The organism is Gilliamella sp. B2772, from assembly GCF_026536985.1.
Classification (GTDB): Bacteria; Pseudomonadota; Gammaproteobacteria; order Enterobacterales; family Orbaceae; genus Gilliamella; species Gilliamella apicola_E.
This window is the reverse complement of sequence record NZ_JAFNNB010000001.1, coordinates 1026026-1046396: the sequence shown is the minus strand read 5'-3', so window position 1 is coordinate 1046396 and position 20371 is coordinate 1026026. Positions and strand designations below refer to the sequence as shown.

Sequence of the window (20371 nt, the reverse complement as noted above, 5' to 3'; positions counted from 1 at the left end):
AAAGGAATAAATAAGTTATGTCATCTCCAATCATTGTTGCTGTTGATTTTTCAGATACTAAGTCAGCATGGAACTTTATAGACCAAGTTGATCCAAAAGATTGTCGTCTTAAAATAGGCAAAGAATTATTTACTCATGCAGGTCCTGACTTTATTAGGCAAATAAAACAAAAAGGATTTGATATCTTTTTGGATCTTAAATTCCATGATATTCCTAACACTGTTGCTAAAGCAGTAGCTGCAGCTGCCGATTTAGGTGTTTGGATGACAAATGTTCACGCTAGTGGTGGCGCTCGTATGATGGAAGCTGCAAAAGATGCGCTTTATTCATACGGTAAGGATGCACCAATGTTAATCGCAGTGACTGTATTAACGAGTATGGAGTCTTCTGATCTTAAAGAAATAGGTATTAACGTTTCACCATTAGAGCAAGCAACAAAGCTGGCATTACTGGCAAAGAATTGCGGACTCGATGGAGTTGTATGTTCTGCTAAAGAAGTACAAAGTTTTAGAACTAGACTAGGAAGTGATTTTAAATTAGTTACTCCAGGAATTCGTCCAGCAGGATCAACACCTGATGATCAACGCCGTATTATGACACCTCAACGCGCACAAGCTGCTGGTTCAGATTATTTAGTTATTGGGCGTCCTATTACTCAAGCGGAAGACCCAACCAAAGCATTACATGCTATTTTAACAACACTAGATTTATCAAAGAGTTAATAATTATGTCTGATAACGCTATTGTTTATTCAACTGAACATGGTCGAATTACGCCAAAGCAGGCTGCTAAACCTCGTATTAAAGGCGATGGTTTTATTCGTATTTCACGCCAGACATCAGGGCGTAAAGGTAAAGGAGTTTGTGTTATCGAGGGATTCGATTTAGAGGATTCTCAGTTGATGCAATTAGCAGCTGAGCTGAAAAAGCGTTGTGGTTGCGGTGGTTCAGTTAAAGACGGGAAAATTGAAATTCAAGGCGACAAACGTGAACTATTAAAATCATTATTAGAAGATAAAGGTTTTAAAGTCAAATTTGCTGGCGGTTAATTGTTTAAAAATAAAGTAATAACGCCCTATTAAGAAAAAGGGCGTTGTTATACATAAAAACATTAATTAGAACGGTAACTACGCATTTTTTTGCTGATTTCACGTCTTTCTTTAGAAATTTCAGCATTCTTGATTATATAATCATCAACACGATCATCATAATCACTCTTCATATTAGCAATAATAGCTTGAAGTTCTTCGTAAGTCATATCAGGTTTAATGTAATCACTTAAATTTTCAAGTAATAGCACACGTTTTTGGTTATCACGAATTTTTTTCTCGTTATCTGAAATTTCACGTTTTAATTTATTTAAACGACGTGATAAACGAATATATTCAAGTACATCTTGAAATGATGGTGCGGCTGATTTTTCCTTGTCCATCTATAACCCCTTATTTCTAAAAAATGGAAAACGATTCTGAGTTAATTATATACCAATAATTTTTTAAGGTCATACTAAATATACTTTTATTGAAAAATGTTAAATTTAAATATCAATCAAGCTTGCTGAGTTTTGTTTTAAATCAAATTTTTTGAAGTATGAAATAATAATATTTTTATAAAATTGTCGATAAATTTATCGATTTTCCTTCTAATTGCGATAAAAATAAAAACAACTATTAAGAATTATTGCAAAGTATTATACAATGTGTCGTTAATTGAAAAGAGTACCAAATGAGAGAATCATAATGAGCTGGATTGAAAAAATTCTGAGTAAAAATAATATATCGTCAGATCATAAAAAGGCAAATATTCCAGGTGGTGTTTGGACCAAATGTAGTAATTGTGAGCAGGTTATCTATCAAGCTGAACTTGATCGTAATTTAGAAGTTTGCCCAAAATGCGATCATCACATGCATATTCCTGCCCGAGTTCGCTTATATCGTTTTTTAGATGAAGGTTCTGATGTAGAGATTGGTTCAGAACTTGCTCCTAAAGATATTTTGAGGTTTAAAGATACCAAAAAATATAAAGATCGTTTAACTGTCGCTCAAAAAGAAACGCATGAAAAAGAAGCGATGGTAGTAATGAAAGGCACATTACTGGGCATTCCAGTCGTTGTTGCCTGCTTTGAATTTGCTTTTATTGGTGGTTCAATGTCGTCTGTTGTCGGAGCTTTATTTACGCGAGCTGCAGAACAGGCAATTGAAGATAAATGCCCACTAATCTGTTTTTCTACCAGTGGTGGTGCCCGAATGCAAGAAGCATTATTTTCATTAATGCAAATGGCAAAAACGAGTGCCATCTTAGCAAAAATGCAAGATGAAGGTTTACCCTATATTTCTGTGATGACCGATCCAACAATGGGTGGTGTATCTGCTAGTCTAGCGATGCTAGGTGATATTAATATTGCTGAACCTAAAGCGTTAATTGGTTTTGCGGGGCCTCGAGTAATTCAACAAACAGTTCGTGAAACACTGCCAGAAGGATTCCAACGTAGCGAGTTCTTATTAGAAAAAGGTGCAATTGATATGATTATTGATCGTCGTGATATGCGCCCTAAAATTGCAGGTCTGTTAGCTAAATTAATGAAACTCCCAGTTCCTTTTGATTCTATCGTTAATGATGAGACTATTTAATTAATCATGCGACCTGAAATTCCTGATGCCATGTCTAATCTTGAAACATGGCTTTCTTATTTGGAACAATTACATCCAACGACCATTGATTTAGGACTTGAGCGTGTTAGAACAGTTGCAGAGCGTCTAGATCTTTTGCAGCCAGCCCCTTATGTTTTTACGGTGGCAGGGACTAATGGCAAAGGAACGACTTGCCGCACGCTTGAGATGATATTACTTGCTGCAAATAAGCATGTTGGAGTTTACAGCTCTCCTCATTTAGTGCGTTTTACTGAAAGGGTTAGAATAAATAATCAAGAGTCAAAAGAGCAAGACACAGTTGATGCCTTTGTTGAAATTGAAAAAGCGAGAGGAAATATTTCCTTAACTTATTTTGAATATGCAACGTTAGCTGCATTATATCAATTTAAACAGGCTCAATTGGATGTAGTTATTCTAGAAGTAGGCTTAGGTGGAAGACTTGATGCCACCAATATTATTGATGCTGATATAGCAATTATTACTACAATCGGTATCGACCATGTAGAATATTTAGGCAATACTCGAGAAAGTATTGGTCGAGAAAAAGCAGGTATTTTTAAACCCAATAGTATTGCTATAGTTGGTGAGCCAGAGATACCATCATCTATTATAGATGTTTCTAAAACGGTGAATTGTCCTATTTATGTAGTTAATAAAGATTGGTCATATCAACAAATTGATGATTCATTATGGCAATTCATTTCACCGTTAAAACAGTATGATCAATTGCCTATTCCCAATGTGCCTTTAGCTAATGCTGCTACTGCAATAGCAGCACTAACTTATTCTTCGCTTTCAATTGACCAGAATCAAATAATCGAGGGTCTTGAAAAAACAAATTTAGTTGGAAGATTTCAAATAATACAGACATCACCAATTGTAATTGTTGATGTTGCACATAATCCTCATGCTGCTAACTATTTAGCTAACCAAATTAAGTTATTGGTAAAGAAACAACCTACTATTGGTAAGATTAGGTTTGTCATTGGTATGTTGAAAGATAAAGATATTAAAAGCACTCTATCTTTATTAAATGCTGATCAATGGTATTGTGCTTCACTTTACGGTGAGCGTGGATGTAATGCTGAGGTATTAAAGCAGTATTTGCAAGATAATAAAGTAGAAAATATAACTACGTTTGAATCAGTTGATAATGCATATCAAAAGGCCATGCAAGATTCAAAAGAAGATGATATTATTGTCGTCTGTGGTTCATTTTATACTGTATCTGCCGTTTTAGATAAATTAGGCAAATGTAATCATGGATACTAATCAAGAGAAAACTACTTCAAATAAAATTAGGAATCAACTAGTTGGTTTTGCTACATTATTGCTAACTATTGCTATAATTGCACCTAATATCATAACAGATAAATCTAATTTACATACGCCTACAATTCCTATTTTACAACCAGAAGTAGTAAATGAACAAAATCAAGTGATTACATCACAAAATGAGTCAACTATTAATGGTGATTCAGGATTTGAACAATCTTATACACCTGATTCTGATCAATATACTAGCCCTTTAGCATCACCTGATAATGATAATAGCGATGCTTCATCTATTTCTGAACAAACAGATAAGCCCTACATGATTCAACTTGGCGCATTGAAAAATAAGAAAAAAATTGAGGAATTAGTGGCATTATTAAGGCTAAACAATTATGACGTTAGAATCATTCCAAGTAATCCAGGACCTAATCAATTAATAAAATTACAGGTCGGTCCTTATGCAAAAAAAGAGCAAGCAGAGCAGTTGCTTAGTAACCTAAACAATTTAACAAAATTAAAAGGTGTTATTGTTACAAATTAAAAATTATTTTACTCTTTAATGAGTACAAACATTAAATAAAAATATTAATATAAAATTGTGAGTTATTATGATGAATTGGGTTGATTATACGATTATTGGTGTGATTATTTTATCTGCACTAATTAGTATTATTAGAGGTTTTGTTAAAGAAGCGTTATCCCTAATAAGTTGGGTTCTGGCTTTTTTTATAGCAAGTCGTTTTTACATGCATATTACTAGTTACTTAACTTATTTTGATAGTGATGTAATTCGTATTGCTGTAGCTATCGCTATTTTATTTATTGCTACACTAATTGTGTGTGCTATTGTTTCTTATATTATTGGGCAATTGGTTCAAAAAACAGGACTATCAGGTACAGATCGCGTATTAGGTATTTGTTTTGGTGTATTAAGGGGGATTTTAGTTGTGGCGGCAGTGCTCTTTTTTGTCGATACTTTCACACCGTTATCCCAATCTCCTGAGTGGGAGCAATCGCAGCTAATTCCGCATTTTCATTTTATTATTCGTTGGTTTTTTGATTTTATACAGCAGTCGTCTTCATTTTTAGTTCAATAACTTTGAGGTAATCATTGTATGTGTGGTGTTGTTGGTATTGTAGGATGCAGTACAGTTAATCAATCTATTTATGACGCTTTAACTGTTTTGCAGCATCGAGGACAAGATGCTGCGGGGATTGTAACTATCGACGAGCAAAATCGTTTTCGCTTACGTAAAGCAAATGGTTTAGTTAAAGATGTATTTCAAGAACATCATATGTTGCGTTTACAAGGTAATTTAGGAATAGGGCATATTCGCTATCCCACTGCGGGCAGCTCAAGCCCTTCAGAAGCGCAACCATTTTATGTCAATTCACCTTATGGTATTGCACTTGCACACAATGGTAATTTAACTAATACCGACCAATTAAGAAATAAAGTATTTGAATTAGCAAGACGCCACATTAATACAAGTTCTGATTCAGAAGTATTACTTAATATTTTTGCTAGCGAACTTGATAAATTCCCTACGTATCCATTAACTGCAGAAAATATTTTTACCGCTATCAATCGGGTACATCAAATCATTAAAGGTGCTTATGCATGTGTTGCAATGATTATTGGACATGGATTAGTCGCATTTCGTGACCCATATGGTATTCGTCCTTTGGTGATAGGTAAAAAAGTGCTTGATAATCAAAAGACAGAATATATGGTTGCATCGGAAAGTGTTGCTTTAGATATTCTCGATTTTGAATTTATGCGTGATGTTGAACCTGGTGAAGCTATCTATATTACTCAAGATGGACAACTTTATTCAAAACAGTGTGCAAATAATCCTCAATATTATCCATGTATTTTTGAATATGTTTATTTTGCCCGCCCTGACTCATTGATGAATGGTGTTTCAGTATATCAATCCCGTATATTAATGGGGCAGAAACTAGGTCAAAAAATTGCTAGAGAATGGAAAGACATTGATATTGATGTAGTAATTCCTATTCCTGAAACATCATGTGATGCCGCGCTTGAAATTGCCAGAATTCTGAATAAACCCTATCGACAAGGATTTGTTAAAAACCGTTATGTTGGACGTACTTTTATCATGCCAGGTCAAGCGGAACGAAAACTTTCAGTAAGAAGAAAGCTAAATGCTAATCGTATTGAATTTGAAGGTAAGAATGTTCTTCTAGTTGATGATTCCATTGTTCGAGGAACGACATCGGAAAAAATACTTGAGATGGTGCGTTCAGTTGGTGCTAAAAAAGTTTATCTTGCTTCGGCAGCGCCTGAAATTAGACATCCTAATGTTTATGGTATTGATATGCCAGTTGCTAGTGAACTTATAGCTTATAACCGCTCTGTTGGTCAAATTGCCAAAGAAATTGGAGCAGATAAATTAATATTTCAAGATCTTTCGGATTTAATTGATTGTATTAAAGAGCAAAATCCTAATATTCATCATCTAGAATGTTCTGTTTTTGATGGAAAATATGTTACTGAAGGAATTGATGATAATTATTTTGACACTCTAGAGCATCACAGAGCCGAAAATAAAACAATCATAGCAATTAAAGAATCTGAAAATCTTGAAATTTATAATGAAGGTCAATACTAGTCATTTAATTTTCTAAAATATAACCTAAAGTCATAAATAAGCTTGAAGTGAATAGTTCAAGCTTATTTGCACCCCATAAATTAGCCTCCCTATTTTACAATTAAAATATTATTCTGTTGTTTAATTTCTATTACTAAAAAGTAATATTAAGTTGATTAATTAATAAAAGTCGTAAGTTTTATACAAAAATATAATTAACTAACAGCTTGATTAATAATCAAAAAAATAGTCTTTACAAAAAGATGTCAAAAAAAGTTATAAAACAGTTTTATAAATTACAATTATGTAATAAAATCTTTTCAAATACAGCTGTTTTGTAAAGAAGTTTTAATTTTGACGCGAATAATATCTAGTATAAAAGTCGCATAATGAAAACAACATATTAAATAATAGCAACTTTAATAACAGTATAGCAACGTAAATAAAAACGATGCCTTTTTAAAGTTGGTGAAATATAAGGAATGATTACGGTGAGAAAGAATCTTAATTTAAGAGTTATCTCAGCATTTGTAATGGCTACGTTAAGTTGGAATTATGCTTATGCTGTTGATACTCAGCAACCGTCGAATGTGGTTGATAGCAATAAAATCATTGAATTAAAAAATGGTACTAAAGCTCGAGAAATGATTAATAATCAAAAACGTAGTTTGTACCAAATTGCGTTATTAAGCAATATTTCAATTTCTGAATTACGTGCTATGAATGCAGGTCGTTTCGATAAAAAAGATATGGTTGAAGTCGATGAACGATTAGTTTTACCTGAAAATTCTCCTTTATTACCGGCAATAAATAAAAATAATAAGAAAGATAAATACTCAAATTTACCTTCGCTAGGCTCTGATGATAATTACGATGTAAATAAAGACAAAGATGCACTATCGAGCCAAGTAGCTACTACCTTGCAAACACTTGCAACTCAAGATTGGAAAAATATTACTTCAGCAGATAATGGCGGTATCTCTGGACATTTGAAAAACAAAGGTAAAGATTATGCTGAAAATTATGTCCGTAATGGTATTCATTCACAAGTAGTAGATCCCCTTCGTAGCGCTGCTCAAAATTTTTTAGGGCGTTTTGGTACTGCTCAATTACAGTTTGATTTAAGCGATAAGGGTGAATTCAATAATATTAATGTTAAGTTATTTAGCCCATTGATTGATACGGACAGCACGCTGATTTTTAGTCAGTTATCATTCCAAGAATACGAGCATAATCGTCATATTGGTAACTTTGGTATCGGTCAACGTTGGGATGTAGCTGATAATAAATGGTTATTAGGATATAACGCCTTTCTTGATCATGATTTCCAACGTTCACATAATCGTTTAGGTCTGGGAGCTGAAGCCTGGACTGATTATATGAAGTTTGCTGCTAACTATTATCATCCATTATCTGATTGGAAAGAATCAAGAGACTTTGATGACTATTTAGAACGAGCAGCTAGAGGTTTTGACATTCGCTTTCAGGGCTATTTACCTCAATATCCTCATTTAGGCGGATCACTTATGTATGAACAATACTACGGTGATAAGGTTGCTTTATTTGGTAAGGATAATTTACAAAAAGATCCAAGAGCGATCACTGTTGGATTGGATTATACCCCAGTGCCTTTATTTACCGTTAAAGCTCAGCATAAGCGCGGACAAGATAACAAAAAAGTTACAAGCGCTGAATTAACCATGAATTATCGTATTGGTACACCGTTAAAAGATCAGCTAGATCCGGATATGGTTCAAGCGGCACGCTCTTTAAAAGGCAGTCGGTATGATTTAGTTGATCGTAATAACTATATTGTTCTTGAATATAAAGAAAAGAAAATGACTGTTGATTTAGGTTTAGATTCTCTTCAATTACTTGAAGGTACTACTCATGATCTAGTTATAGGCGTTCATAACGCCAAAGGTATATCAAGTTTAGCTTGGTCCGGCAATATGCAAGATATTGATAATGGTGGTGGTTTCTTATGTTCTGCTGTGGGAGTGTGTACTAGCTCTTCATGGTTAACACCTCCTGCTGATGTTAAGAATTGGAAGATTGTTGCACCTAGTTACATAGACCGAAATGGGAATAGATTGCCAATTAGTACTAATGGTGTGTATAACCTGGCAGTAACGGTTACTGATAGTAAAGGAAATTCAGCAACATCTAATTCAGTTTCATTCGAAGTTCTACCTAATTTAAATATTCGTAAAGTAGGTGTTTGGGCGATTGACATGTTAAGAAATCCAACAACGTCTGTACAAGCTGTTGCTGATGGTACGACTTCAATAACGCTATTAGCAAGTTTGGTTACCCCTGGAACGCCTACTGGAAGTGGAAGCTTTGGGGATGGTTATGATGGTTTTAGTGACCAATCATTGATGTCTAAGGTAGGCAATACATTCAAATCATCAGTAGTTGATTTGTGGACCGCAACCAGTAATGGTACAAAAGTCAATTTAATTGATGGTACTTCCGGAACTGTAAGAAGTTGTCCTACATCAGAACGTTGTGTCATTGTTAAATCTTTTGAAAAAGTTAAAATGAACGATAACATTTCAGCAAATGCTTCTACCGCAGCGGGTATAACAGCTATTGGTGATACTTACACCATCGATGTTGCTTCAAACTTTGATGGAGCAGTTGATTTTTCTATCAAATTAGATGGTTATGGTCAGTCTTTCAACAAAGCTTCGGTTAATTTTGGTGGTGGTAGAGCTGGTTACATTAAAGTCTATCGTAATGATGGAACTTTAGTTGCTAGACAAAATGGAAACGTACTTGATTTTGAACCAGGTATTACTGGATGGTACGTAGGTACTGAATATACCGTAAAAGCTTACGTTGATGATACTGAAACTGTGGAAATTACCAATCCATTTGTTATATGGTCACTTGTTGGTTCAAATAGTTTAGCTTGTCCTGGAAGTGCAATGACAACATTACCGAGTTATGTTGATAATCCTTATGGTCCTTGGTTTAACGTAAGTATGGGGCCGAATGCACCTTACACTATCAGAACGAACATGACTAGTTATGCAACAACAGGTACAAGCATTCCTGCTGTGGCTGGAGCTCCAGGGTATATAAATCTTAATCAGGTAGCAGTATCACCAGTAGCATGTGCTGGAGATCAAGGATTTAAATTACAAGTTTCAGTTAATTAGAGAAAAATTTTAATCATCTTCGAATTATCGAAGGTGATTTAAAAGGCAACACCAAAAAATGGTGTATTCATATAAATATAACATGTTAATTTATTAGAGAAAATAGGAAGTTAAACATGAAAAAATTAGCAATAAAAAAAATTGCATTAAGCTTGTTTTTAGCAGGTTATGCTGCAAGTAGTGCTTATGCAATAAGTCCTGTAACTACAACAAACGCAGTTCAAGGTAGCGCTCCTGTGATGTGGTCTCAAGCTGGAACAGCAGCTCATACTATGACAGTTCGTATCTCAAATAATGCTACTGGTACAACTGCTATTGGTAGTGGTGAAAAAGCTAAAGTTGGTGATTACATCCACATTTTTTATAATTTAAAAGATAGTGATGGGGATGAAGATCCAACATCAGCAAGGAAAGTAGCAGGTACATTAACAGTTTGGATGAAATTGGATCGTGTTAATGGTGCTTGGCAACAAGTAACAGATATCACTGATACCGCTATAGCGTATGAAGCTGATGGTGAAAAAGGTCATATTTCTTTCCAAATTAGTAATTCAATGGCAGGGGCTGAACAAATTGGTTTCCAACTTGAAGAAAGAACGGAATTTGGTAGTCCAGACCATGGTAAATGGTTAAGTGTTGCTGATATTTGGTCTACTGCTAATCCTCCTAAGAAAGATGATACTAAACCAAACGATCCAGGTACGGGCGACGAAGGTCCAGGTGATCCTGATCCAGACAACCCAGTTGGTCCTGTCGAACTTCCAGGGGCTACTGCTTTGGGTATCTTCAAGTATAAGTCTGATGGTTCTGTAGATTTAGCAGTTAACCTTGCTACTACAGCGGATACCAATCCAGCTTCAACTCCAATGTATGGTGATAAATTAGCGGCTATTGTATGGTTGAATAATTCAGGCGGTGCTGTTTCGAATGCCCCTAATTTTACTGGATCTACTCCTGATATGAATAAATCTTCAGCTTATAGCTTTACATGGCATCTAGATGGTACTTATGCTGGAGATCCAGCTCCTGCTACTGCAATTAGTTATGGATTAGATAGAGATCCTACTCATGGCTATGGAACAATTGTATTAGGTGATCCTGCTACTAATAACCCAGCTAAACATAACTCAAAATACTCAATGGGCACTAAAGCAGGTCTTCAAGGCTACAAACTTAAAGTTACTGCAAACTAATCATTATTTAATGAAACTAATTAAAACCACTCAACTGAGTGGTTTTTTTATTTAATATTCTGTATGCACTTCTTATAATTAACTTGTTAAAATAAATTAATGTAATTTAACTCAGCAAATATAATTATGATAATTCCTTGGCAATCTCTTGATTCAACTACATTAAACAATCTAATAGAATACTTTGTTTTACGAGAAGGGACTGATTATGGTGAGCAAGAAAAATCACTTGAAGATAAAGTGAATGATGTAAAACTTCATTTAATTAATGGTTCAGCTGCAATTTTTTGGTCTGAATTACACGAAACAGTAGATATTAAATTTATTAAATAATGATTAAAATCATTTTAGTGAGTATATGATTTATTCTGTAACTTTGTTATAGTGTTACTGTAGTAATTTGAATAGAGAGGAAGGAATAATGATTGGTAAACAGCAATCAGATACAACATTGGAATGGTTTTTATCTCATTGCCATATTCATAAATATCCAGCGAAAAGTACCCTTATTCATCAAGGTGAAAAAGCCGAAACTCTCTATTATATTTTAAAAGGATCTGTAGCGGTATTGATTAAAGATGATGAAGGTAATGAAATGATTTTGTCGTATTTAAACCAAAATCAATTCTTAGGTGAATTAGGTCTTTTTGAAGAAGGTACAGAACGTAGTGCTTGGGTTAAAGCGAAAACAAGCTGTGAAGTGGCCGAAATATCCTATAAAAAATTTAAACAGCTAGTGCAAGTTAACCCAGATATATTAATGCGATTAGCTAGTCAAATGGCAAGCCGGTTACAAGTTACATCAGAAAAAGTAAGTAATCTAGCTTTCTTGGATGTAGCCGGTCGAATTGCACAAACACTATTAAACTTAACTAAACAGCCTGATGCGATGACTCACCCAGATGGTATGCAAATAAAAATAACCCGCCAAGAGATTGGGCAAATTGTCGGTTGTTCACGTGAAACCGTTGGAAGAATTTTAAAAATGCTTGAAGATCAACACCTAATTTCAGCACATGGTAAGACGATAGTTGTTTATGGCACCCGTTGATTTATCGAAATTATCATTAATATGATAGATATATAACGAGATTATACATGGCACAATATATTCCCAATCATGTGGCGATTATTATGGATGGTAATGGTCGATGGGCTAAGCAAAGAAATCAATTACGTGCTAAAGGCCATCGAGCAGGTTTAAAAGCGGTGCGTAAAATTGTCACATATGCAGCAAAATTAGATGTAAAAGTGCTTACTTTATATGCTTTTAGTAGTGAAAATTGGAAACGTCCAGCTAATGAAGTTACTGCTTTAATTTCACTGTTTATTTATGCGTTAAATCGCGAAATTAAAAATTTAAATAAAAATAATGTTCGATTAAATATCATTGGTGATATATCAAAATTTAATCAAAATCTTCAAAATCTTATTATTGATGCTCAGCTTTTAACAAAAAATAATACTGGCCTTACCTTGAATATTGCAGCTAATTATGGTGGTCGTTGGGATATTGTTGAATCAGCTAAAAAAATAGCTTCACAAGCATTAGATGGTAAAATAACGCCACAGGATATCAATGAGGAATATTTTGGCTCGATTATTTGTATGAATGATTTACCTGAAGTTGATTTAGTTATTCGCACCGGTGGCGAATACCGAATTAGTAATTTTTTATTATGGCAATGTGCATACGCAGAATTGTATTTTACTGACACATTGTGGCCTGATTTCAATCAGGCATCATTTGATGAAGCGATAAATATTTTTAACACTAGAGAACGGCGTTTTGGTGGCGTTCTAAATGAGGACCTTTCATGCTAATCCAGCGTATTTTAACAGCCATCGTACTTATTCCCCTTGTTATTATTGCACTATTTTTTGCACCTTTATCGATATTTTCTTATTTAATCATTGCTGTTTGTGCATTAGCAGCATGGGAATGGCGTAATTTTTTAGCAGAAAGAACCGAGAAAACAGTTCTTTTGTTTTTAATTGTTTTTTCAATAGTTTTGCTTTACTTCATACCAATTGAGTCAACACTAAAAAGTAAGTTATTTGCTTTAATAATTTGCTTATCAGTTATTTGGTGGTTAACCGCTTTGTTACTAGTTGTAGGTTATCCTAACTCAGCAAAATACTGGTCTAAATCACCATTAATTAAGCTGTTGTTTGCTTTTTTTACCTTAGTACCTTTTTTTATAGGAATGCTTGAATTACGGACTATTAATTACGGTGTTAATAGTTATACGGGGGCTATTTGGTTGCTCTATGTATTTGTGTTAGTATGGGCAACCGATACCGGTGCTTATTTTGCTGGAAGAGCGATTGGTAAACGGAAGTTGGCTGTTAAAGTCTCACCAGGAAAGACGGTAGAAGGTTTTATCGGTGGTGTCAGTTTAGCAATTTTAGTTTGTGTGATCGCTTACTTAACTGGTTATTTTAATATTAATTTTACTCAATTTTTATTTAGCTCTCTATTGGCTGTTTTGGCTTCGGTATTAGGTGACCTGACTGAAAGCATGTTTAAGCGTGAAGCAGGAATTAAAGATAGTGGAAATCTTATCCCAGGGCATGGTGGTATTTTAGATCGTATTGATAGTTTAACCGCGGCAGTTCCTGTATTTACTATATTATCTTTGCATTTATTCTAAAGGGTTACTGATTTTGCTTTGGTCACTGTTGTTATTTATTATTACTATCAGTATATTAGTTACTGTTCATGAGTTTGGGCATTTTTTGGTTGCTCGGCTATGTAAAGTACATGTAGAGTGTTTTTCAATCGGGTTTGGAAAAAAAATATGGTCGCATAGGTTTTCAAATGGAACTGAATTAGTTATCGCTATGATTCCACTTGGCGGATATGTTAGAATGCTCGATAGCAGAACGAGTGAATTATCCCCTAATTTAGAACAACTCGCTTTTGATAAAAAAAGTATTTTGCAACGGGCTGCAATTATTTTTGCAGGACCATTTGCCAATTTTGTTTTAGCTTTAATTATTTATTGGGTTATTTTTTTGACGGGTGTGGTTGATTATCCTGTTAGAATAAAAAATATTATACCTTCAACTCCAGCTGCATCTATAAATATGCCAGCAGGTGCAGAGTTAAGAATGATTGATAATGCTAAAATAGACTCTTGGAATGACGTAAATGCAGCATTGATTTCTGCTTTAGGTAAAAGCAATATTAATGTTACCTATAGTACTGGTATTGAGCAACAAGAAGTTAGTCGAGATGTTAATATTAGTAATTGGTATTTTGATATAGAAAAGGAATCTGCAATCACAGCATTTGGATTTATACCTAAACAATTGGAAATTTATCCAATTGTAAGTAAAATTGTACCCGATTCAGCAGCAGCTCAAGCTGGTTTAAAAGTAGGTGATACAATAATTAGTTATAATGATCATTTTTATCAAAATTGGAATGATTTTACAGATATTATAAAAAAAGCTGGAATTATAAAACTTAAAGTAAGTAGGAACAATAAAGACGTAGATCTTACACTTGAGCCAACAAGAAATAGAAATGGAGAAGGTGTTGCAGGTTTCTATCCGACATCTGATGCAGTAATTAAACAATATGGTTTTTTTAATGGATTCGATAAAGCGATGAAACAAACAATGTTAACGACTAAGTTAACGGTTCGTTCTCTTTATCAATTAGTAACAGGAGTGATTGGTCTAAAACATTTATCAGGACCAATTACAATAGCAAAAAGCGCAGGGCAAACAGCAAGTTATGGATTTACCCCTTACTTATATTTTCTAGCCTTTATTAGTATAAGTTTAGGAGTTATCAATCTTGTTCCATTACCTATGTTAGATGGCGGGCAGTTGCTTTTTTTATTTTTTGAGAAAATAAAAGGAAATGCCTTATCGAATAAAGCACAAGAGCGTTTTTTTCGTATCGGATTTGTTTTATTAATGGTAATAATGGGAATTGCACTATTTAATGATATTTTACGATTGTAATGGGATGAGGTTATAAATATATACGATGAAAATAAATAAATTACTTATAGCATCTTTGCTGTTTAGTACCACAGCAGTATATAGTTCCAATGCATTTTGTGTTGATGATTTTGTGGTTAGGGACATCAAGTTTGAAGGTTTGCAACGAGTTACAATCGGTGCTGCGATGCTTGAAATGCCTGTTCAAGTCGGTGACTATGTGAATGAATCTGATTTAGGTCGCATTATCAAATCACTTTACGCCAGCGGTAATTTTGATGATATTACTGTTTCTCGTGATGGAGATAGATTAATTATCCATGTCCAAGAACGCCCAACTATAGCAAGTATTACCTTTTCTGGTAACAAATCTGTCAAAGATGACATGTTGAAAAAGAATTTAGATAGTACCGGTATTCGAGAAGGTGATGCATTAGATCGTACAATGCTTTCAGGAATCGAAAAAGGGCTAGAAGATTTTTACTATAGTGTTGGTAAATATAATGCTCAAATCAAAGCCGTCGTAACACCATTATCTCGAAATCGTGTTGATTTAAAATTAGTTATTGCTGAAGGTAAATCTGCTTTAATAGATCAAATCAATATCGTGGGTGCAAAAGCTTTTTCATCTGAAGAGCTTATTTCACGGTTTTCATTACGTGATGAAGTGCCTTGGTGGAATATGCTTGGTGATCGTAAATATCAAAAGCAAAAATTGGCATCGGACTTAGATGAGTTGCAAAGCTTTTATTTAAATCGAGGTTATGCTCGATTTAATATTGAGTCTACACAAGTTAGCTTAACGCCAGATAAAAAAGGGATTTATGTCACTATTAATATTCATGAAGGTGAACAATATAAGTTAGCCGATTTTGATTTTAAAGGTAACTTTGCAGGACATGAAGAGGCAATCCAAAAACTAGCCAAAGAAAAGCTTACTGTAGGTGAACTTTATAATGGTAAAAAAATAACTGATATTGAGGATAATATTAAGCGATTGTTGGCTAATTTTGGCTATGCTTATCCTCAAGTAGCTATTCAGCCTGAAATGGATGACTCATCACATACTGTTAAATTAGTAGTATTAGTTGATGTAGGGCAACGTTTTTACGTACGCAATATTAAAATTGTCGGCAATACAATTACAAGTGAAAGTGTGGTTCGTCGTGAACTTCGTCAAATGGAAGGATCATGGTTGAGCAATGGTTTGGTTGAACTTGGTAAAGAACGTTTAAATCGATTAGGTTTCTTTGAAAGTGTTGAAGCGAATACTGAACGAGTTCCTGGCATTGATGATCAAGTTGATATTATTTATAAAGTAGCTGAACGTAATACGGGTAGTATTAAATTTGGCGTGGGTATTGGCTCAGACAGTGGTATAAGTTTTAATGCTGGAATTTCTCAAGATAACTGGTTAGGAACGGGGAATAGCGTTTCATTTGATATTAATACAACCAGTAGTGATAAAAGTGCATCTGTTTCGATTGTTAATCCTTATTTTACTGTTGATGGTGTTAGTTTAGGTGGTAGCGTTTACTACAATACTTATAAAACTGATAGTGATGATGATGAATCTGAGTATTCAAGTAAAACTTGGGGGGCTAATTTAGACCTCGGCTTCCCGATTAGTGAAAATAATTTTGTTCGTTTTGGTACAGAATACGCTAATCATAAATTAGCTGATATGAAACCTCAGTATAATATGTGGCGCTATTTTGAATCAATGGGTGAAAATATGAAAAATAAAGATAAGTCTTATTCATATGACACCAATGATTTGTTATTGAACGCTTATTGGACATATAACTCACTAGATCGTGGTTACTTCCCAACAGATGGGTTAAAACTAACCGCTAATTTAAAAGCGACAGTGCCAGTATTTGATAATAGATTCTATAAAATGGTTAGTGATGCTTCTTATTATTATCCAATTGATGCCGATCATAAATGGGTATTTTTAGCTCGTGGACGATTAGGTTATGGTGGTGGATTTGGTGGAAAAGAATTACCATTCTATGAAAATTTCTATGCAGGTGGCTCAACTGTATTGCGTGGCTTTAAAACAAACACTGTCGGCCCTAAAGCAGTATATTTTAAAACAGGCGTAGATGGATGTAGAACCTTAGGCGATACAGCTCAATGTACTAGTTCTAAAGATGCAATAGGTGGTAATGCCTTAGCATTCGGAAGTACGGAGCTAATAGTCCCAACACCATTTGCAAGTGAAAAATATGCAGATAGTATTAGAACATCTGTATTTTTTGATGCAGGAACGGTTTGGGATAGTGAATGGGATCTAAAAGGCAAAAATATTCCTGATTATAGTTCCCCATCTGATATTAGAATGTCTGCTGGTCTTGCTGTTCAATGGATGTCGCCATTAGGGCCATTGGTATTTTCTTATGCACAGCCGTTAAAGAAATATCATGGTGATTCAGCTCAGCAATTCCAATTTAATATAGGTTCAACATGGTAATGCCATGTTGTTAATAACTAAAATACACATAGGTGAATAAAGTGAAAAAAATTATATCTGTTGTTGGCATCAGTATTGCTCTACTTTTTACATGCTTTGCAAACGCTGAAACTAAAATTGGTGTTATCGATATTAAATCCGTAATGGATCGTATGCCAGAACGAGAAGCAATCGGTAAAGAATTGAACCAAAAATTTGAAGCGAGAGCTAAAGCATTAGAAAAAGAAGAAAAGCTTGCTGATGCAGCTGCTGCACGTTTAAAGAAAGAAGGTCTAACTTTGTCATCTTCCGAAAAAACTAAATTAAATAAAACTATTGCAGATTTTCAGAATAAAGCCACAGCTTTCGCAAATGAATATCGTGAAAGCGAAACAAAAGAAGCTGGTAAATTACTAACCAAAATTCAAGAAGCAGTCAAAACCATCGTTGCTGAAGAAAAATATGATCTTATTTTAAGAGTAGATACCGTTTTATATGCCTCTGACGCTGTAGATATTACTGACAAAGTTTTGGAGAAGGTTAAAAAATAATGTTTGCTTTTCGTCTAGAGCAATTAGCTGACAAGCTTGATGCTACATTATATGGTGATGGTGAATTAACTATCACCGGTGTAGCATCAATGAAAAGTGCCACAAAAGGCCAAATCACTTTTTTGTCGGATAAAAAATTCCAAATCAATTTATTAACTTGTAACGCTTCAGCAGTTGTTATGACAGAAGATAGCCTTAAATATTGGAATGGGGCTGCTTTGATTGTTAAAGATCCTTATCTTACTTATGCAAAATTAGCACAACTTTTAGATACGACACCGTTACCAGCTAAAGGCATTGCACAATCAGCGGTGATTGATTCTACTGTTAAGCTTGGACAAAATGTATCAATTGGTCCAAATGCGGTTATTGAAAGTGGTGTAAATCTTGGTGATAACTGTTGTATTGGCGCTGGCTGTTTTATTGGGAAAGATACTCAAATCGGTGCAGGCACAAAAATATGGTCTAATGTATCTATATACCATAACTGTATTATTGGTGAACACTGTTTGATCCAATCAGGAACAGTAATAGGTGCAGATGGATTTGGTTATGCAAATGATAAAGGTAGATGGATAAAAATCCCCCAGCTTGGTCGGGTAGTAATTGGTAATAACGTTGAAATTGGCTCATCAACAACAATCGATCGTGGTGCTTTAGATGATACTGTCATCGGTAATGGCGTCATTATTGATAATCAATGTCAAATTGCGCACAACGATATTATTGGTGATCATACTGCTGTCGCTGGTGGTGTTATTATGGCTGGTAGTTTAAAGATTGGACGTCATTGCCTAATTGGTGGTGCGAGTGTTATTAACGGCCATATGGAAATTTGTGATCAAGTAACTGTGACTGGAATGGGTATGGTTATGAGACCAATTACTGAGCCGGGTGTATATTCATCGGGTATTCCATTACAACAAAATAAAGTATGGCGTAAAACAGCTTCATTAGTTTTACATATTGATGAAATGAATAAACGTTTGAAAGCACTTGAGAAGAAGCTATTAAATGTCTCGACGTAGACGATTACGGTCGGTATAATGCTTCCCTATTTTATAAATTTAATTAGCTCAATTAATCAATTTATAATTATGAGCAAATACATTCAATAATTCCGAGGTATAAAGATGCAAGTTTCGGTAGAAACAACAGAAGGTTTAGGCCGTCGTTTATCAATTACAATTAAATCAGAAGATATTACCAAAGCAGTTGATAAAGAACTTATCAATACAGCAAAAAAAGTCCGTATTGATGGTTTCCGTAAAGGAAAAGTACCTTTAAAAATTGTTGAACAACGCTATGGTGCTTCTATTTTACAAGACGCTTTAAGTGATTTGATGCAACGTAATTTTATCGATGCTATTATCCAAGAAAAATTAAATCCAGCTGGTGCGCCAACATATATTCCAACAGAATATAAAAATGGTGAAGATTATACTTTCACTGTTGAATTTGAAGTTTATCCGGAAATTAAAATCAAAGATTTAGATAAAATCGAAGTTGAAAAACCAGTAGCTGAAGTTGTTGATGCTGATGTAGAAACAATGATTGAAACCTTACGTAAACAACAAGGTACTTGGAAAGTTGTTAAAAAGACAGCGAAAGAACAAAATCGTGTCACGCTTGACTTTTTAGGTAAAGTTGATGGTGCTGAATTTGAAGGCGGCAAAGCTGATGATTTTGCGCTTGTATTAGGACAAGGTCGAATGATCCCTGGTTTTGAAGATGCAATCATCGGTCACAAAGCTGGAGATGAATTTGATATTAATGTTACATTCCCAGAAGATTATCATGCTGAGAATTTAAAAGGTAAACCGGCAGTATTTTCTGCTTCACTTAAAAAAGTTGAAGAACTTGAGTTACCAGAACTAACTGAAGAAGTAGTGAAAAGATTTGGTATTGCTGATGGCACAGTTGAAAGTTTACGAGCAGAAGTACGCAAAAATATGCAACGTGAACTTAATGCAACAATTCGCAATAAAATCAAAACACAAGTCATTGATGGTTTAGTAAAAAATAATGATATTGAAGTTCCATCTGCTTTAATTGATCGAGAAATTGATGTCTTACGTCAACAAGCCTTAACTCGTTTTGGTGGTAATGTTAAACAATCAATGGATCTACCTAAAGAGTTATTCGAAGCAGAAGCTAAACGCCGTGTATTAGTTGGACTATTATTTAGCGAAATCATTGAAAGTAACAAGTTAAAGGCTGACGAAGCAAAAGTACAATCTTTAATTGATGAAATTGCAACTGCTTATGAAGATCCTAAAGAAGTGGTTGATTATTATCGTAAAGATAAGAAAGCAATGGATAATATCCGTTCTGTTGCACTTGAAGATCAAGTAGTTGATTTATTATTAGCTAGTGCAAAAGTGACAGATAAGACTTATTCATTCTCAGAATTAATGAATCAACAAGTTGCTTAAGCAGCTTGTCACTTTATTTAATTAAAATTCATTATAAGCCCAAATAAGGATCAATTGTTTGGGCTATTTTGTT

General features: G+C 34.3%; 19 protein-coding genes. 18 read left to right on the top strand and 1 reads right to left on the bottom strand.

Translation table 11 applies throughout. The annotated features are described in order from the left end of the window. Window positions 1–17: 17 nt before the first annotated feature. Both pyrF and yciH read left to right on the top strand, forming a co-directional pair. The gene (gene pyrF / locus J3T98_RS04875; protein WP_065734751.1) at window positions 18–722 is read left to right on the top strand and encodes an orotidine-5'-phosphate decarboxylase; all 705 of its coding nucleotides are present in this window, start codon (window positions 18–20) and stop codon (window positions 720–722) included. A gap of 5 nt (window positions 723–727) precedes the next feature. Beyond that, a complete protein-coding gene (yciH, locus tag J3T98_RS04870; protein ID WP_065562400.1) occupies window positions 728–1048 on the top strand; it encodes a stress response translation initiation inhibitor YciH in 321 nt (106 codons plus the stop codon). A 62-nt stretch (window positions 1049–1110) separates the two neighbouring features. Here yciH and tmaR read toward each other — a convergent pair whose 3' ends face one another. Beyond that, the gene (gene tmaR, locus J3T98_RS04865; RefSeq protein ID WP_065562399.1) at window positions 1111–1431 is read right to left on the bottom strand and encodes a PTS system regulator TmaR; all 321 of its coding nucleotides are present in this window, start codon (window positions 1429–1431) and stop codon (window positions 1111–1113) included. A 307-nt stretch (window positions 1432–1738) separates the two neighbouring features. Between tmaR and accD the strand changes: the two genes are divergently transcribed. From accD to tig, 16 genes are all read left to right on the top strand, one after another. Continuing rightward, entirely contained in the window at window positions 1739–2629 is an 891-nt protein-coding gene (gene accD, locus J3T98_RS04860) for an acetyl-CoA carboxylase, carboxyltransferase subunit beta (RefSeq protein WP_267357443.1), read from the top strand. Between the two features lie 3 nt (window positions 2630–2632). Further along, window positions 2633–3922, top strand: coding sequence for a bifunctional tetrahydrofolate synthase/dihydrofolate synthase (folC, locus tag J3T98_RS04855; RefSeq protein WP_416380618.1), 1290 nt, complete (start codon window positions 2633–2635; stop codon window positions 3920–3922). After that, complete coding sequence (locus J3T98_RS04850; RefSeq protein ID WP_267362269.1) at window positions 3912–4466, top strand: SPOR domain-containing protein; 555 nt, start codon at window positions 3912–3914, stop codon at window positions 4464–4466. The genes folC and J3T98_RS04850 overlap by 11 nt, the downstream gene beginning before the upstream one ends. Before the next feature lie 70 nt (window positions 4467–4536). Then, on the top strand, window positions 4537–5022 hold the full coding sequence (locus J3T98_RS04845; protein WP_065562475.1) for a CvpA family protein: 486 nt from the start codon (window positions 4537–4539) through the stop codon (window positions 5020–5022). Between the two features lie 18 nt (window positions 5023–5040). Further along, window positions 5041–6561, top strand: a complete 1521-nt coding sequence (purF, locus tag J3T98_RS04840; RefSeq protein ID WP_267362267.1) for an amidophosphoribosyltransferase — start codon at window positions 5041–5043, stop codon at window positions 6559–6561. A 470-nt stretch (window positions 6562–7031) separates the two neighbouring features. After that, the gene (locus J3T98_RS04835; RefSeq protein ID WP_267362266.1) at window positions 7032–9707 is read left to right on the top strand and encodes an inverse autotransporter beta domain-containing protein; all 2676 of its coding nucleotides are present in this window, start codon (window positions 7032–7034) and stop codon (window positions 9705–9707) included. A gap of 116 nt (window positions 9708–9823) precedes the next feature. Further along, window positions 9824–10900 (top strand): hypothetical protein, encoded by a 1077-nt coding sequence (locus tag J3T98_RS04830; protein ID WP_267362264.1) that lies wholly within the window; start codon window positions 9824–9826, stop codon window positions 10898–10900. A gap of 126 nt (window positions 10901–11026) precedes the next feature. After that, window positions 11027–11233 carry a YheU family protein gene (locus J3T98_RS04825; protein ID WP_065734758.1) on the top strand — a complete coding sequence of 69 codons (207 nt, stop codon included), beginning with the start codon at window positions 11027–11029 and terminating at the stop codon, window positions 11231–11233. A gap of 85 nt (window positions 11234–11318) precedes the next feature. Continuing rightward, window positions 11319–11951, top strand: coding sequence for a cAMP-activated global transcriptional regulator CRP (gene crp, locus J3T98_RS04820; protein ID WP_034903327.1), 633 nt, complete (start codon window positions 11319–11321; stop codon window positions 11949–11951). A gap of 47 nt (window positions 11952–11998) precedes the next feature. After that, complete coding sequence (locus J3T98_RS04815) at window positions 11999–12724, top strand: isoprenyl transferase (RefSeq protein WP_267362262.1); 726 nt, start codon at window positions 11999–12001, stop codon at window positions 12722–12724. Then, entirely contained in the window at window positions 12718–13554 is an 837-nt protein-coding gene (locus J3T98_RS04810; protein WP_267357456.1) for a phosphatidate cytidylyltransferase, read from the top strand. Before J3T98_RS04815 ends, J3T98_RS04810 begins: the two co-directional genes overlap by 7 nt. Window positions 13555–13567: 13 nt before the next feature. After that, complete coding sequence (gene rseP / locus J3T98_RS04805) at window positions 13568–14878, top strand: RIP metalloprotease RseP (protein WP_267362261.1); 1311 nt, start codon at window positions 13568–13570, stop codon at window positions 14876–14878. Window positions 14879–14903: 25 nt separating this feature from the next. Next, complete coding sequence (gene bamA / locus J3T98_RS04800; RefSeq protein ID WP_220225173.1) at window positions 14904–17333, top strand: outer membrane protein assembly factor BamA; 2430 nt, start codon at window positions 14904–14906, stop codon at window positions 17331–17333. Between the two features lie 41 nt (window positions 17334–17374). Beyond that, entirely contained in the window at window positions 17375–17863 is a 489-nt protein-coding gene (locus J3T98_RS04795) for an OmpH family outer membrane protein (protein WP_267362260.1), read from the top strand. Continuing rightward, complete coding sequence (lpxD, locus tag J3T98_RS04790; RefSeq protein ID WP_267362259.1) at window positions 17863–18891, top strand: UDP-3-O-(3-hydroxymyristoyl)glucosamine N-acyltransferase; 1029 nt, start codon at window positions 17863–17865, stop codon at window positions 18889–18891. The genes J3T98_RS04795 and lpxD overlap by 1 nt, the downstream gene beginning before the upstream one ends. 105 nt (window positions 18892–18996) lie before the next feature. After that, window positions 18997–20298, top strand: coding sequence for a trigger factor (tig, locus tag J3T98_RS04785; protein ID WP_065734764.1), 1302 nt, complete (start codon window positions 18997–18999; stop codon window positions 20296–20298). The last annotated feature ends 73 nt before the right edge of the window (window positions 20299–20371 follow it).